The organism is Polaribacter marinivivus, assembly GCF_042651285.1.
GTDB lineage: Bacteria > Bacteroidota > Bacteroidia > Flavobacteriales > Flavobacteriaceae > Polaribacter > Polaribacter marinivivus.
Genome location: NZ_JBHSCY010000002.1, coordinates 847,697 through 863,678 on the forward strand (window position 1 = coordinate 847,697; position 15,982 = coordinate 863,678).

At 30.6% G+C, this 15,982-nt stretch carries 8 protein-coding genes; all 8 read right to left on the bottom strand.

Going from position 1 to position 15,982, the window contains the following annotated elements:
• Positions 1-9: 9 nt before the first annotated feature.
• The gene (locus ACFOWD_RS11985; RefSeq protein WP_377410853.1) at positions 10-1,575 is read right to left on the bottom strand and encodes an MFS transporter; all 1,566 of its coding nucleotides are present in this window, start codon (positions 1,573-1,575) and stop codon (positions 10-12) included.
• Positions 1,576-1,591: 16 nt separating this feature from the next.
• Complete coding sequence (locus ACFOWD_RS11990; protein WP_377410855.1) at positions 1,592-3,091, bottom strand: glycoside hydrolase family 30 protein; 1,500 nt, start codon at positions 3,089-3,091, stop codon at positions 1,592-1,594.
• Between the two features lie 2 nt (positions 3,092-3,093).
• Positions 3,094-4,380, bottom strand: coding sequence for a glycosyl hydrolase family 17 protein (locus ACFOWD_RS11995; RefSeq protein ID WP_377410857.1), 1,287 nt, complete (start codon positions 4,378-4,380; stop codon positions 3,094-3,096).
• 65 nt (positions 4,381-4,445) lie between these two features.
• The gene (locus tag ACFOWD_RS12000) at positions 4,446-6,248 is read right to left on the bottom strand and encodes a glycoside hydrolase family 3 protein (protein ID WP_377410859.1); all 1,803 of its coding nucleotides are present in this window, start codon (positions 6,246-6,248) and stop codon (positions 4,446-4,448) included.
• Positions 6,249-6,250: 2 nt separating this feature from the next.
• Positions 6,251-9,697: a hypothetical protein gene (locus tag ACFOWD_RS12005; RefSeq protein WP_377410861.1), complete on the bottom strand. Its 3,447-nt coding sequence runs from the start codon at positions 9,695-9,697 to the stop codon at positions 6,251-6,253.
• A gap of 126 nt (positions 9,698-9,823) precedes the next feature.
• The gene (locus ACFOWD_RS12010; RefSeq protein ID WP_377410863.1) at positions 9,824-10,657 is read right to left on the bottom strand and encodes a glycoside hydrolase family 16 protein; all 834 of its coding nucleotides are present in this window, start codon (positions 10,655-10,657) and stop codon (positions 9,824-9,826) included.
• A gap of 10 nt (positions 10,658-10,667) precedes the next feature.
• The gene (locus ACFOWD_RS12015) at positions 10,668-12,548 is read right to left on the bottom strand and encodes a glycosyl hydrolase family 16 (RefSeq protein ID WP_377410865.1); all 1,881 of its coding nucleotides are present in this window, start codon (positions 12,546-12,548) and stop codon (positions 10,668-10,670) included.
• 12 nt (positions 12,549-12,560) lie between these two features.
• The gene (locus ACFOWD_RS12020; protein WP_377410867.1) at positions 12,561-15,734 is read right to left on the bottom strand and encodes a glycosidase; all 3,174 of its coding nucleotides are present in this window, start codon (positions 15,732-15,734) and stop codon (positions 12,561-12,563) included.
• Positions 15,735-15,982: the final 248 nt, after the last annotated feature.

The window sequence follows — 15,982 nt, forward strand, 5'->3', positions numbered from 1 at the left end:
CTTTTTAAATTATAATTCTCCTCTACGTTCTACTAATTTTTCTTTTATTTCTTTAGCTCTAATTTCTGACAAGCTATATTTCCACATTACCCAAACTGCTAATGCTGCAGTAAATGATGGTACTAAAATATCTGCTATTCTTAGATTTGTCATTGTTTCTATAGATTGTTCTGTAGCATTTGGATCAAAACCAACAATACTTAAAATAACACCTCCTAAAACTAAAGCTATAGATTGACCAATTTTAACCATTAACCAATAAATGGCTCCAAAAGTACCTTCTTTTCTAGGCATTCCGTTTTCTAATTCATCTAAGTCACAAACATCAGCTGTCATAGACATCATTAATGTAAATAAACCTCCCATACCAAATGCAAATAAAGGAATAGGTAAAAATATAAGCCAAGGAACTTCGCTACCTGGGTCTATACTAAACCAAGACATACCCATATTATCTAAAGCAGGATTTATAAATTCGAAAAGAGAACTAACTCCAGAATTTAAACTTTTTCCTAAGCCTGTTTGATTAAATTGACTATTTAATTCTTTATCAAATCCCCACCATTTAAGAAGGTATCCAATTATAGATAATATTGTTGAAATTATAAAAGCTTTTCTTTTACCCCATTTATTTGCCATTCTAGAAATAATTGGTATTACTATAAAGGCTGTAATAATTGCGTTTATGGTATTAAACCAAGCAGGCCATGTACCAGCTAATTCGTAACTACCATTATACATGTAAAACACTATTATAAATACTCCAAATGCTGCTACTAATTGAAAACCATTAAATACTAAAAAAGTAGCTCCACAAAGTTTCATAAATGGCTTGTTTTTAGAGACTTGTTTAATACCATCTAATAAATCTTTCATGTTTGTTGCTAATGATTTTAAAGAAATTTCTTTTCTGTTTTCCATATTAGCAGAATCAATTCCTTTACAAAATAAAGCAGGTAAAATTCCGAAAACAACACATAAAGCACCAACTATAAGTGCCATAGTTCTTACACCTTCTGTTTGAGTATTAAATGTATTTGTATCTGGTATAATTACATAAAGCCATGGAACTATCATCCATGCTATTTGCCCCATTGTATTAGAAAAAGCCATAATACGAGTACGTTCGTTATAATCAGATGTCATTTCGTAACCTAAACCTACTAAAGGTGTAGCAAACATGGTATTACCAATTAAAAACAACAACTGAATAATCATAACATGCCAAATGATATATGATTGAGATGCATTATCATCTATTTGCCACATTAAAAAGAATAAAATACCACTAATAATAGCACCTATAAATATATACGGTCTTCTTCTACCCCATTTAGATGTTGTATTATCTGAAATGAAACCCATAATAGGATCTGTAATAGAATCAAAAATTCTTGGTAAACCACCTAAAAGACCAGCCCATAAAGGATCTACACCCCAAGCAGTAAGTAAAAAGAATTGAATAAATACACCTAGTGTACCAGGAAGAATATTCAATATAAAATGACCTGCTCCAAAAGCAGCTTTTTGACCCATAGGTACTTTATCTTTCGCTGGTGTTATATGTTTATTCATATTTGTATTAATTTAATTAGTTGTTTAGTAATTTAATTGTTTGAATTGACTGTGGTTTTATATGTATTTCAACATTTTGTTCTTCTAAAGTTAATGCTATGTTTTTACTCATTGTTGTTTCATTAAATAAAACAACAGCAATAGAACCATCAGTATTTTTAGCAGCAGTAATCATCAAATCTTTATCTGAATTTTCTACAGCAATAACTTTTGCTTCTGGTCTAATAAACTTACTGAAATGAGATAATGTATAATACAAAGGTGTAAAGTAAACTTCATCATTTTCTTCATCTACAATAACAGGTGCTATGCACCAATTCTTAAACCAATTTGGACCACCTTGCTTATTTAACACCATATTCCAATCTATCCAACCATCTACATAATTGTTTAAACAACCAATAATATCTCTTGCATATCTATTAACTGGTGCATATTTTGGATGCATGTGTTTGTCTTGTTCAGGTGCCCAATCCCAACCCCAATCTGTGGCTTCTTTTTTCCAATACCACTCATCATCTTTCCATTTTGGAACTTCTGCATCTATACACGCTTCTGATTGAATTAAATATTTATTAGGTGCTTTATGATGCGCATATTGTAATTCTTCTGGGAAATAATGGAATGTACTAGCATACCAATGTATGGCAGTTCCATCAAAATATTTTGAAGTTTCTTCATTTCTAAATTGCGAGTCTACCCATTCTTTTAAATGTTCTCTGTTTTGATCGTATCCTAAGATTTTTACATTTGGATAATCTGTTTTTAATTTAGGGCCTAAATGGTTTTGTACAAAATTGGTCATTTCATCAGGTGTATAATGCATACTCTCCCAATTGTTACCATTTCCTAAAGGTTCATTTTCTACTGTAAATCCCCAAATATCTATACCTTCATTTTTATAAGCAGAAACATATTTAGAAAAGAACAACGCCCAAGTATCATAATATTCTGGTAATAATTTACCTCCAACCCAATTGTTATTGTCTTTCATCCAAGGTGAAGCTGTCCAAGGAGATGATAAAATTTTAAACCCAGCTTTAGACACTTTCATTGCATCTTTAATCATAGGAATAATATCATCTTTATCTTCTTCAATAGAAAAATGTTCTAAAGTTTTATCGCCTTCTACAGGTGCATAAGAATATTGACTAAGTGAAAAATCACAAGAATTCATATGCGTTCTAGTTAAAGAATATTTTGCACCTGATTCACCAAAATAAGCTTCGATAATTTTAGCTCTATTTGGTGCACTTAGTTTGTTTAATAAATAAGCTGCAGATTCTGTAAATGACCCTCCAAACCCTGTGATAGTTTGTCTTTCTTCAGTTGGTTTTAAAACTACTTTAGATAATTGGTCACTATTAACTTCTACAGAATAATCTTCTAATTTGGTTAATTTATTTCCGCTTTTAGAGGTTTCATAAACTTCTACAACTAACTTTTCTTCTTGAATGTCGCAGCTTAAAATCATAAATGAAATAAATGAATAAAATATGTATTTAAAAATTTTCATACTTATTTTGGATAATTCGTATTTGGCACTAATACTGTTTTTAATAGAGCTTCTTTATCTCCATTAAACGTCTTTTTAATTGGATTACCATCTCTGGTTAATCCTTTAAAAGTTCCATTATCAACCAAATCCCAAATAGGGTATTTAGCTTCTCCTTTTAAAGTAAATAATCCAAAATGATTTTCTGATCCATTAGGATTTCCTGCATCTTTCCATTGTTCATCAAATGCTTCAAAATAAAAACAAGAAATACCAGCTTCATTAGTCCATTCTCTCATGTGTTTATAATACAAGCCTTGTTTATATTCATCAGTAGCTCTAGAACCATCTTTTCCATAAAAACCATCTGAACTTGATGCCCAGCCAGTTTCTCCAATATGAATAGTTTTTGTAGAATCTATACTATGTACATAATCCACAACTTTTTGATACAACTGCTTGGCTTTATTTTTAGCACGTAACATTGCTTTATCAACCTTTTCTATATCAGATAAATTTTGTTCACTTTCTGGAACAGCCCAAAAAGCAGACATGTAATGTGTATAATGATAAGGATAAGTATGCATAGAAACATAATCTACAGCCTTAATTAATTCGACTAGATCAGGAACTCTATATACTTCATCTCCTCCACCCCAAGAAGAGAAATCGTCTGAACTTGTAATCCATAAATCTTTAGATAGTTTTCCTTCTTTTTTAAGATTTTGTAAATGATTAACCCACTTTAATATAACATTTGGTTGTACATAATAACTGGTAGCCCATTTTACCATAGCTTCATTACCTACTGCAATTACTTTAACAATATCTGGATATTTATTAGCTAAAGCTACAGCTCTTTTTATTTCGCCTTCGTTAGCAGGGCTTTCTATATCATGATTTGGAGCTTTATCTGTCCAAGCATTTAAGCAATCTATCCAAGCACCTAACATTACATACATTTCAAAATTTGAATCTTCTTGTTTTAATTGATGAATGGCTTCTAATAGATTAGCTGCATGAGGTAATTTTGGTTGTACATTATATGTTCTTAAAATTCTTATGCCCATTGTATGCATAATCTTTAAGTCTTCTTTAAGCTGAGCTATAGATGGTTGACCATCTTCTCTACTTTTTTCTCTATAACCACCATAAGATATTGCTAAATACTTAGGATTTCCTAAAATATCTGCTGCTGTAAGTTCTTTTTTACTCTTCAAAACGTCGTCTTCTTTTTGTTCTTTTTTAACACAGGATATCATAAAAAATAAGAAAGCTAAAATTAGAAATGTGTTTAATCTGTTTTTCATTTTATATCTTTATTTTTATGATAAAATCTGTAAACTTTAATTTACTTTAAAGCTGATTTTATTTGTTAATATTGTAATCCATATCCTAATTTAAATAGGGGTTCTATACTATTATCCCAAAAATTCGGGCCATATTTTCCATTATAATCCTCAACAAATTTTGGCCAAGAATGTGGTAATTTTCCTTTAAAATTATAATCACCAAATAATACTTCTGCAACTCCATCTCCTTCAGAACCAGGTAACCAAGCAGCTACAAAAGCATCAGATTTATCAATATCATCTGTTACTACTAATGGTCTACCAGAAATTAAAACAACCACAGTTTTAACTCCTTTATCTGCATAGGTATTGATGTACTTTTTATGTTTTTCTGTTAATGTTAATTGAAGTTGATTTGATTCATGTCCTATATCTCCAAAAAATTCTGCATATGGTATTTCTCCAACAACAATTATAGCAACATCTGCATCAAAATGATTTTTGGTGGCATCTGCATCATAAACAACATTTCCTTTTGCAATTTTGTTTATCCCCTCTAAAATATTTGTAGATCCTTTATAGTTTCCTTTGGTTCCTTGCCAGTTTATAGACCATCCTCCAGATTGTAAGCCACTACTATTTGCATGTTCACCTACAACAACAATTTTTTTAGTTTCTTTAGCTATAGGTAATATTTTATTTTCATTTTTTAATAAAACCATAGATTCTCTTACAGCTTGTTTTGCAATGGTTCTATGTTGTTCTTTACCAATTTCTTTTGTTAAAGAGGTTTTAGAGAAAGGATTGTCAAATAGATTTAGTCTAATTTTTTGTCTTAAAATTCGTTTTACAGCATCATCAATTCTAGCTAGAGAAACTTCACCATTTTCTACACCTTTATGCAAGCCTTCTTGAAATTTACTTAAATCACCATCTACAGCCATAACCATGTCAATACCTGCATTTATGATATCATTACCTCCAAAACGAGAGTAAGCTTTCCAATCTGAAACAACAATCCCATCAAACTTTAATTGACCTTTTAAAGTATCTGTTAAAAGGGCTTTATGAGCGTGCATAGAAATACCATTCATTGTATTAAATGAAGCCATTACTGCACCTACTTTTTCTTCTACAGCAACTCTATAAGGTTTTAAGAGAAAGTCATAAACTTGGTCTTTAGTTAAAGTAGTTTCACCTCCTTCTACTCCATAATCTGTTGCTCCATCACCAATAAAATGTTTGGCTGTAGCCATAACTGTTGTATTATCTGTCAAGTCTCCTTGATGACCTTTTACTGATGCTCTAGTTAAATTAGCTGTGATTTCTGTACTTTCTGAAAAAGCTTCATAAACTCTACCCCACTTTTCATTTAAAGGAATTGCTATACAAGGAGAAAACACCCAATTAAAACCAGTTGCTTGACTTTCTAATGCTGTAATTTTTGCAATTTCTTCTACTAAGTCAGGATTATTAGCAGCTCCTAACCCAATATTATGAGGGAATATTGTTGCACCTTCAAAAGTATTTTGTCCATGAACTGCATCAACTCCAAATAAAAGAGGAATTCCTAATCTTGTTTTTAAAGCTTGCTTTTGTAAATCTGTAAATTTCTTTTGCCAGTCTTTAGCAGTTTTACCTGGTAAAGGACCTTGTGTATGAATTATTGAACCAATAAATTTTGAAGATATTTGTTTTTTAGCAGATTTTTCGAAATGTCTTATTTGAGACATTTGTCCGATTTTTTCTTCTAAAGTCATTAACTTTAAAAGAGAATCTACTTTTTGTTCTATTATTTCTTCTTTATTAATTTTCATTTTTTCTTTACAAGAAAGCATTATGAGTAACAAAAAACCAACTACGTATTTAGAATAGTTGTTTTCCATTCTTATTTTATTATAGAAACTATTAAATGACTTACCTTATTTGTTCTATTAAAAATTTCTGTACTTACAGTATCACTTAAAACCAAACCTGATACTTGCTCTGTTTTAGAGTTATTGTAAACCACTTCAATCTTATTTGTATCAGCTATTTTATAAATTACTGGTACTTGACAATAGGTAAAACACAAGTGATTTTTATCTACTTTTAAAGTCTTTTTCTCATTATTTACTGTGATGTATTCAAAAATTTCTGAACTATCTAAAAACTCAGAAGTCTTTAATAGTTTAGGTTTAAAAGTGATTTTACCATTTTCTACAAAAACACCTAACTCACCTATTCTACTTAAGATATCTTCTTTAACTTGACCAGTCATTCCTGGCTGTTGAGCACCTTTTGTAGCTGGTGTATGAGAATACGCATCTGTTGGAAAAGCTCCATACAATTCTGGAGATTTATGTACACCTATACCTGCATTAATTTCGTAATAATGATCTAATAATTTACCAATTACCACATCACTTTCACCTGAATTTATTGCTAATAAACAGTTTTCTTGAACTGCTAATAACAACTTAGAAACCATATGCCAGTAAATAGATCCTAGACCTTCATAACCAAAGAAAGTTCCAGAACGACCTGTAAAAGATTTATGATCAAAAATTTCTTCAAAAATTTCTAAAATATAATCAGATTCTTCTTTAACTAAATTAGTATACGCTTCAGGTAAAGCATCTAAAGCATTTTTTACACTGTTGGCATTATTAAAATTACCATTAAAATGATAATTACCATTTACATCTTTTTCTACTATTCTTTGACTTCCATTTTCTAGAAGAGTCATTAATAATTTTGATTTTTCTACCTTAGAACTATCAATATTATTCTTATCTGTAAATCTTGGTAAATTTTTATTTGGATATAAAATGTAACTATATTGATCTGGTCTAAACAAAGCACTTGCTTTTAAACCATCTAATAAATCTAAGGCTTGTTGTGGTGACAAATAACCCGAACTTAATGCTGCTACTTGCCCTTCTAACATTTCTGATAAATAAGAAATAGAAACCTCTTCTTTATTTTCTATAGTCATTAAGTTATAAGCATGATACATATTATCTTTTCGCTTATTTGCTCTTATACTATGGTCTAAATAATTCTTTGTAATTGCAAAGAAATGCATTAAAGAACTTTTAGTTAATTTTTCTTTTTTAGAAGAAAAACCATTTTTATATATTTTTTCTCTGTATTCACTTGCAGGAATACCAACACCATCTAAAATTGCTTTTCTTTCTTTATCATTAACTTTTCTTGATAATACTGAAGTATTAGCATCTAAAACTTCTAATATTTTAGTAAACATTATATTTACCTCTAAAGAAATTTCAACTTCATTATTTGATGAATTTTCTACTACCTCTTCAAAGAAGTTGATAAATCTTCTTAAATAATATAAGGTAACCATAGATACTCCATTACCAACTAATGCGTTATTAGCATCATTCCATTCAGGACGTTGTGTATTTAACCAAATACCACCTTCTGGAATAAAGTTTGAAACTTTTGCTAAAACAGTTACTAAGAGTTTTTCAATTAAATTTACTTTATAAATCTCATTTTTTTGATCTCTTAATAAAGCCCCATCTACACCTATTTCTTCTCTTCTTTTTTCTATAGTTTCTTGTAATCTATGATCAAAGTCAATGGTATCTTTAGAATTTTTTAAAATATCTGAATATGATTTAATTACATAAGGTACGTTTGCATAAACAAAAATATCTTCTGTAAATAATTCTGATAATTTAGATGGGTAATAATTTTCTATAAATTCTAAGAATTTTAATAAGTAAATTATCTGATGATCACCCCAGTAACCAATATAAGACCAAGGATCATTTTCTTCTATAACTTCCCAATCAAAACCACCTTTTGTTACTCTGTATGGATTATAACCCTCAAAAGTTGTCGCATTTAAAAACTTATGAATCATACTCTCAATAAACTGAGGATATGAATGTGCTAATGCTTCCCAATTTTGAAAAATATCTCTCCAGTTACCTTCGTAATCTAAGATTTTAGAGCCATCTACTTCGCTTTTTGTATTAATAGAAAACTTGTTCCAAGGTCTACTTGGATCTCCATGTCTTCTACTAAATTTTAATGGTAAATATTCTAAACAAAGACGTTTAAAATCTTTGTCTGAATCATTATCTGCTAATTCTTTAATATAACTTAATGTAAATTCTTCTGGCAGATTTGCTAAAGATTCTTTTTTATGCTGATACAATTCTTTATTAGCATTTGCTAAATAAGTTGTAAAATCGTCTTTTTCTATCTTGTAATTGTCATCAAAAATACCACCTCTCATAATATTGAAAAGTGTATTCGAGAAATGACGCATATTAATTAATGGATCATCTGAAAGCTGAAGACCATCTGATGCAGCTGCTAAATTGATAAGGTTTTTTGTTCCTTCATCTATACTAGCTTGAAGTTCATCTTCTAAATTATTGTTATTTTTTATTTTTTCTGATAAAGCAATAACATCAGAAACAGTTTGATTTACATTAGCTACTTGTAACCAAGATTTTTCATTATTTGCAGATAAACTAATTTCTGCATTCATAAAATAAGCTCCTTTTTCTGCTTTAACATCAACTTCTTGATTTAAAGGATAACCATTTCTAAAACAATCTAATTGAGAAGATGACAATAAATATGTAGGGTTTTCTAATCCTAAAGACCAAACTAAATTAGCTTTTAAAGCTTCACTTGGCTCTGCTTTATCTACTATTATTGCACTTAATGCATAAATACCTAAACCAACTTCTGGCTCTAATTCGCATTTTTTGTATGCATCTACTAAATTACTTCTTATACCTTGCAAGTCAGAACCTACTCCATAAGGTAAAATATTTTGTATTCCGTCTAAAATAGCTACTTTAATATCTTTTGATGAATTATTTTGAAGGGTAGCTTTTCTAACAAAACCATATTCATCACTAGAATTCCATTCGTATTTAAAAGTAACTTCTAAATCTTTATTAATTTCTTCAAAAATAATTTTATTACCATAACTGTTTTTGTAAACGTTTCTTGTTATCTCATAAATACCAGCTTGTCTATCAGAAAAAGGTTCCCAAAGTTGATTTTTATCATCTTTAAAAATTCTAAAAATCGACTTACAACCTGTAGTTTCTGCTAACTGGTTAATCTTATCATCTGTATAGTAAGGAAATAGAGAAAACTCTGCATTCTTTCTTCCAGCAGTAAGACCACCATTACTTGAGATAAACATCCAATGATTGGAATCTGATACAATAGTCATAAAAAATGGACGCATTGCATGACTATTTGAAATCTTATAAAACGTTTCGTTATTAAGTTGAACTAGTTCTCCTTTAACTTTTCTGTTTGATAAATTGTCTACGTGAGAAATAAAATTGCTCATTATATTATTTTAGATAAATGCGATAATCGCAAAAATTTAATTCAGTTTTTTTTGAATTAATAGGGTTAACAATAGTTGTATTTAAAAAGTGAATAATGATGAAAGACATCATTATTCACTAATTTTTTAATTATAAACTTTTACGTAATCTACCTCCATAGTTTGAGGGAAAACTGTGTTTGCATTTGGTGCTCCTGCAAAAGAACCTCCAACAGCTACATTTAAAATGATGTAAAATTCTCTGTCATTAAAAACCCACTCAGTACCATTAGGTAAATCTTCTGGAGTTATTTGATTGTATAATACATCATCTACATAATAATTTATATAATTTGGACCCCACTCTATTCCATATACATGGAATTGGGTATCCAATCTTGCATTTAAATCGTAACTTTTTGTAACTGCATTTCCAGCAGAATAACCAGGTCCATGAATAGAACCATGAGTTATAGTAGGTTCATTACCTCTATTTTCCATAATATCTATTTCACCTATTTGAGGCCAAGATAATGCACCATTATTATCATCTCCTAACATCCAAAAAGCTGGCCATAAACCTTGTCCCCAAGGTAATTTTATGCGAGCTTCAAAACGACCATATTTTTGTTGAAATAACCCTTTAGTTAATAGTCTTGCAGAAGTATAACCAGAACCACTAAAAGTTTCTTTACGAGCAGTAATTACTAAATTACCATTCTCAACTTTTACATTCTCTGGCCTAGAAGTGTAGTATTGAAATTCATTATTACCCCAACCTGGAATACCTTGTGCTGTTCCATCACCAATTTCGTAAGTCCAGTTATTAGCATCTGGAGCTCCATCTATACTAAATTCATCTGCCCAAACTAAATTAGTTAAAGTTGTTACTGTCTGTGTTTCTGAATTTTCACATGCAGTAAATATGAATGAAAATATCATTACATATAAACTGAGTTTAAGTTTTTTATTTATTTTCATTGCTTATGTTTTAATTAGTTTGTAGTACATCATCTATATAAAAAGTACCAGAAGTATTACCAGGTCCATCTACAAATAATGTAAATCTTTCATATTGATTTGTAGAGTTAAAAGTAAATTCTAATTCTTCCCATCCACTTCCTGTATGATTTACTGCAATTTCTACTGGTGCAGCACTATTTAAACCACCTTCTAACTTAAGCAACACTGGTACTGCACTTGTTGAGTACAATTTGAATTTTACTTTGTTTCCATTTGCTAAATTAAGTGGAGAATCTAGGTCTGTATAACAACCTTCCCATTGATTTCCAGAATTTGTTAAAGCACCAACTTTAGAAGCTGTTGCATTAATACCTGATAACTGAGGGTTATCTACCACTGTAAATGAAGCTCCATTAAATGTTGTAAATGAGTAATCTACATTAGCATCATCAAAATTAAAAGGAATTGTTGGTCCTGTAGTTTTATATAAATAAATGTTATCTACTAAAATATCTGTAATACTACCTGTAACATTAGGGTTTGTACCTTCTGTTATAAAAAGCATTTGACCTAAGTTTAGTTTACTAGTTAAATTAAAGTTTCCTAAAGGAATATCTAAACTAACCCAATTACCTGTAGTAAAAGAATTAAATACAATTCTTCCACTAGAATCATCTCCACCTCCAAAAGCGCCATCTGCACCAAAGTCTGCTAATTCTACAGCTACAAAGTCACCAGGATTAATAGTATTTTCAACTTGAATGTCTATATGTAGAAAATCCATTTGACTTGCATCAATTGTTGGGTTTTTAAACTCAATCCCTACAAAATTCAATAAAGAATATTTAATAATATTATCTCCATTTATGGTAATGTCATTTTGACCTTGTGTTGTTTGAAAAGGAGCATAATAACCATTATAAAAATCTACTGGTTCATTTGTATAAGCATCACTAAATATTGATAAAACATTAGCTGCTGGTTCAGTAGGTGTTGGTGCAGGTGTAAATTGACCTAAAGAGTTAACTGTTAAGGAACCTTCTGCAGTGTCTCCATTTAAGGTTGCTGATATTATAGCATTTCCTGTACCAGAAACTGAAACAACTCCTAAATCACTTACAGTAGCAACTGCATTATCTGAACTTGAAAAGTCAAAGTATTTAGGTGATGCAATTACAGTAACATCAGCTCCTGTTGGTAAATTAAATGTTTGAAATAAACCAGAAATAGAAATTGTTGCACCTATAAACGTTTGTTCAGATTCATCTACTCCATTAAAAATTTTAGGTCTTGGATGTGCAATAGTTCCTAATTTTTCAAACTTAAGTTCATCAACCCAAAAAGTAAAACCACCTCCATTTGTACCTTGTGTACCAGCAGAATACCTAAACATTCCTCTTTCTTGTTTTAACTTAGAAGCATCTGGAATTGGAATAATTACTTTTGTCCAAGCAGTACCCACACTAACATTTGTAAGTGTTGTTACATATTCGTTTAAAATAAAATCTTCTCCAAAACCAAGTTCACCAATAGTAACTCCTTGTGAAGCTTTTATCCAAAAAGTTAAAGCATCGTATTTTGTTAAATCTCTACCTGCTCCATCAATTCTAAAAATTGCTCCTGCAAAATTTCCATTAGGATCATCTGCATTTGGTACATCAAAACGCATAGATGCAGAACCTTCATAAGCTTCTGTTTCGTCTACAGTCCAAGCAGTGGCTTTAGAACCACCATATGGAAAATAAAAATCGCTTCCCAAACCAACTGGACTATCTGTAAAAATTTCTCCAGTTGATGAGAAAGATGCTAGAACAGCTTCGTCGCTAATTTCTCTCTCACATCCTAAAAACACTACAGAGAGTAGTAAAATTAAGATTGATTTTTGTTTTATATTTTGTATTGTCTTCATAACTATTTTCTATTATTTTCCAATATTTATATGAATGTAAGTTCTAATTTCCCATTCAGAACCATTAGGGAAACCTACTGGACTGATTGTTGGTTGTGTTGCAAACGGAGTTGCTGTAGCATTTGGAGAATACCTAGGAGAGAACTCATTTAAAGATCTCCATGTACCTCTTAAACCAACTTTTGTATCAGGTAAGATAAACCAGTTTGGTTTACCTACAGATGTTGAAATATCTAACATCAATTGTAATGGAAAAGTTAAGTTAAAGTCTCTATGATAATCAAAAGGTCCCCAATCGTTTACTTTTACCATCCCTGTTATTTTCATCTTATTGTAAATCATTCTTAAATCTGCACCAAATCTATTGATAGTTCTATCACTATCTCCATTTGCTTGAGCAGTTCCATAATAAAGATTTGCAATTAAGCCTAAATTAGGATTTACTTTTGAAACCATTCTTGAGTTTACTTCCCATAAGTCTTCTGCAGGAGCAGATCTATTAAAAGCGAAGAAAGAACGGTCTGCGTTAAATCCGATTGCAGCATCTTGTGTAGTTGGTAAATGACGATATACAATACCTAGGTTAAATGCAAATGGTGCATCTTCTGCAAGGTCATTGTTAAATTCGTACATATACGTAGCTGGAGTTGGATCGAAAGTGAATAAAATTTCACCTGCAGTCATTTCTCTGTTACCTGCTCTTACAGAGAATGGATCATCTACCCAGTTTCTTAATCTTCCTGGAGCTCCAACATCATTTGGCATTGGATCTACTAATGGCTGTTGCCACATAAAGTTTGGTGCTATTTGAAATTTACCTCCAAAATTATAAGCAATACCAGATAAGAAGTTACTTACGTTTCCACTACCACTGTCTTTTAATGTCCAACCTGTAAATGTTAATGTTTGGTCTGCTCCTCCATTTGCTACTAATCCTCTTATAGAGCTTTGTGCATACATGTTAAAACCTCCATTTGTAAAAGTAACTTTAGCTTTACCTCCCCAATTGTCTTTAGATTGTATTCTATCATTTACAACTTGACCTGCATCATTAATATCTTGGTAAACTCTTCCATTTAAAGGTCTACCTCCCCAAATTGCACCTACTGCAAAACCAAATTTACCAACTTCTTTTTCTAAAGCAATTGTAGCTCTTTCTGTTGGTAATGCAGGAATAACTCCTGATCTTGCTTGAGCAGGATCTAAAATACGATTACCATTTTCATCTATACCATTACCTGCAACAATATCTTTATGATATACTGCAGCTACATCTAAACCTGCAAGTTTAGTTTGGTATTTTAATAATACTGCTGGGTTGGCACCCCACCATAATTGAGGTCCAAAAGCAGCTTTTAAACCAGAAAGTTCTCCTTTACCATCAACTTCTACTCCTAAAATTTCACCATTATAAATATCTAAATTAGGACCATAGTAGGCTTCTGGGTATAAACCAAAGAAATCTCCTTCATATTGCCAATGATAATGACCAGTTCTATAGAAACCTCTCATATCAAAATCTTTAGCATTCCACTCAAATTCTGCATTATAAACTCTTAATCTATTATTGTCAACTAGAGTTACAGGACCATTTGGTGAGTTTACTTGAATTGGTCTACCAACATTTTCATAAAAAATATCATCTATTGGATTACCTGCAACATTTCCTAAAATATTAAAATTAATTTCAGCTCTTATGTTTTCTGAAGGCTTACCTTCTACTCCAACAAAATAAGATTGCATATGATCAAACCCTTGTCTGTCTGGAAAACCTTGACCTGTTCCATCTGATACTTCTGGAGTTGTAATTAAAGAACCACCTGTATTAAATGTAGTAAACTGAGCTTGTAAATTACTTATTCTCAATTTTTGATTTCCACCAACTGCAGCTTTATCTCCTCTAGCTCTTAAAACAGCATCCATCAAATTAATATTTTTAAAATGATTTTGAAAATCTGTATAACTACTTTTAAAAGGATTAAATTTATGTGCTTCTTTTAGTGCATAGTAAGATGCTCTTGGATACAAAGTATATAAACCTCTAACATCTGTTGGCCCTTTAGCTGCAATACCAAACCATTCTTCATTCATGTTTTTATCATCAGGTTTTGCCTGATCTAAGCTATAACCATTACTAGGCCAGTTTGCTTTAGTATCATGAACATCTGCATTTTTTCTTTCATCAAAACCTGACTTAAACCATCCATCACTAGATTGAAAAGTAAAACCTCCTAAAGAGTTTTGTGCTTTACCAAGACTATATGCATTTTCGTAAATTTCTTTCCAATTGCTAACCATATAATGCGCTTGCATTAATTGGTCTTCTTTATTATCTCTAGCATTAAATGCATCTGAGCCAAATTCTGTAAATAAAATTGGCTTACCAAATTCATTTTTTACTCTATAAAAAGCATCAACAAAAGATTCTCCACGATACATATTTGTACCATAAATGTCTATGTCTTTACATTCTTCTGCAACAATATCTAAATACAATAAATCTCCATTACAAAGACCAACAGGCTGAGAAAGTCCTAACTTTTTCATTGCTAAAGTAGCATCATTAAAAAGCTTATACATTGCTCTTGCTTCTGCTCTTTTTGCTTCGTCTTGATCATTGATAATTATACCCTCATCTGTTTCAGCTCCTTCCCAAGTTAAGTGATAATTGTTTTCGTTACCTAACATAAATAAAAGTAGACCTGGAGTATCTTTATAAAGGTTAGCCATTTTAACAGTTTCATCTATTAAATGTTTTCTAACCTTTGGGTCTGCATATTTTGTTTTTGGATTCCAAACACCATCTATTGTTAAACCATATGCACCAAATTGATGGTTGATCATAGTATAAATACCAAACTTTTCATAGATATAAGTTATCCATTTTGGAGGCATACCTATATAAGTTCTAATTGCATTTACTCCCATGTTCTGCCATAAAGCCATTTCTTCATCTAAACCAGCTTTAATGATATCGTCAGATTTTTCCCAAAATTTAGCATCTAACACGTTGTAACCAATAGGTACATAATCCCAGTTGATACCATTTACCATAAAGTCTTTTCCATCAACAGTTAATTTCATTCCATTTGCGTCTGAAACAACAACTACATTGTTAGGTTTTGACTGTGCAAAGAAATTAAGCGTTAACAAGAAAAATAATAATCTTATTAAATTGTTTTTCATAATTTGATTTTAAATTTTCGATTGATCCTTGTAGAGATTGGATATAATCAATTAAACTATTTGAATTTTTAAAACATCTATAAATTTAACAGTGTTTTATTGCGAATTTGATAATAGACACCTCTACAAAAAGTATACAAGAAAAATTTAACTTATTAGTTTTAGTTTTTCTTTGTAAATAAAGAGTTATGAAGAATTATTTATAATAAAATCTACAAATATTGTATAGGTATTGTTGTGTTATGTGT